The sequence below is a fragment of the Zongyangia acetica genome (assembly GCF_038739695.1).
Classification (GTDB): domain Bacteria; phylum Bacillota; class Clostridia; order Oscillospirales; family Ruminococcaceae; genus Zongyangia; species Zongyangia gallinarum.
The window spans coordinates 1-1,125 of sequence record NZ_JBBEWN010000043.1 but is presented as its reverse complement, the minus strand read 5'-3'; the positions used below and the strand labels follow the sequence as shown (position 1 = coordinate 1,125).

The 1,125-nt window shown below is 57.3% G+C and carries 1 protein-coding gene; it reads right to left on the bottom strand.

The annotated features are described in order from the left end of the window. Nucleotides 1-125 precede the first annotated feature (125 nt). Nucleotides 126-1,088 carry an N-acetylmuramoyl-L-alanine amidase gene (locus tag WGC32_RS14985; RefSeq protein WP_342683075.1) on the bottom strand — a complete coding sequence of 321 codons (963 nt, stop codon included), beginning with the start codon at nt 1,086-1,088 and terminating at the stop codon, nt 126-128. Nucleotides 1,089-1,125: the final 37 nt, after the last annotated feature.

Here is a 1,125-nt window from a genome sequence, read left to right as displayed (position 1 = left end):
GCTTCGTCTTTCCACGCTTCTAAGCCGTCCAAGCGGTGGGTGTTGCTCCTGGCACGGGCCTCAATCTCCATGATCTTTTCTCTCGCCTTCTGGATCAGGTCTTGCTCGTCCATCTTTCCCACCTCCTATGCCGGGATCAGGTCTTTCACCTTCACAGCGGCGGTTACCACGCCCTTCTGCCCGATGACCGCACGGTCTCCCGACAGCTGCTGCACATCGTATGTATTCTGATAGACAAAGCTGGCCAGGTTCTTTCCGTCGTAGGTCTTGGCTCCGGATTTCACCTTCACCCGGTCTCCTACCTGGATGGCGTCACCGGACACAGCTTGTCCGCCCTGGGTGGTGACAAAGGCGGAGAAGCCATCCTTTTTGAGCTTCCCGCAGAGGTTGTCCGCGTTGGCCTTCACCAAAAAAGCCCCTGTCTGCACCTTGTAGAGGCCGTCTGCCTGCACCAGATAGGTGCTGTATCCCTTGGCTTGCAGCTGCTTCTCCATGGCCTGGGCGTTGCCTCTCTTGCTGAAAGCCCCGCACTGCACCCGGTAGAGGGCGGCTGTTTCCGGCTTCTCAGCAGAACCGCCGGAGCCTCCCAGCCTCTGGTTGACCTGCTCCGCGATGTAGGGAAACTTGCTCTCCAGATAAGGCCCGGGACAAGCTGTGGCCGCAAACCACTTGTGCATGGTCAGGTTGCCCTTTGTGTCCCCGGTGTAATTGAGTTTTGCGATGCCGTTTCTTTTGCAGATATCCGCGCAAAGCTCGATGAGCTTCTCTAAGGCGGTATCGCTGACATGCCAGTTTCCCCCGATCTGGTCGTTGGCCACCTCAATAGTGACGGCTCGATGGTCGTTGTCTCCGTTGGAGGAGCACCAGGAGCGGTCTTTTTCCTCCACATACATCCCCACCCTGCCGTCGCTGCCGACGCCATAGTTGGCGCTGGCCTGCCGGGAAGGGGATGCAAACAGATTGCCGCAGGTTTCCACCGAAAGGTTTCCCGCCATGTGGTGGATGGTGATGGTATCGATCTTGTGGTTTCGGGGGCTGTTTTTGTTGGGGCTGATCTTAACATAGTTCACTAGAGGGCTATTGCTCATTATCTTCACCCTCCTTCACGGCGATCCCCTCAATGGG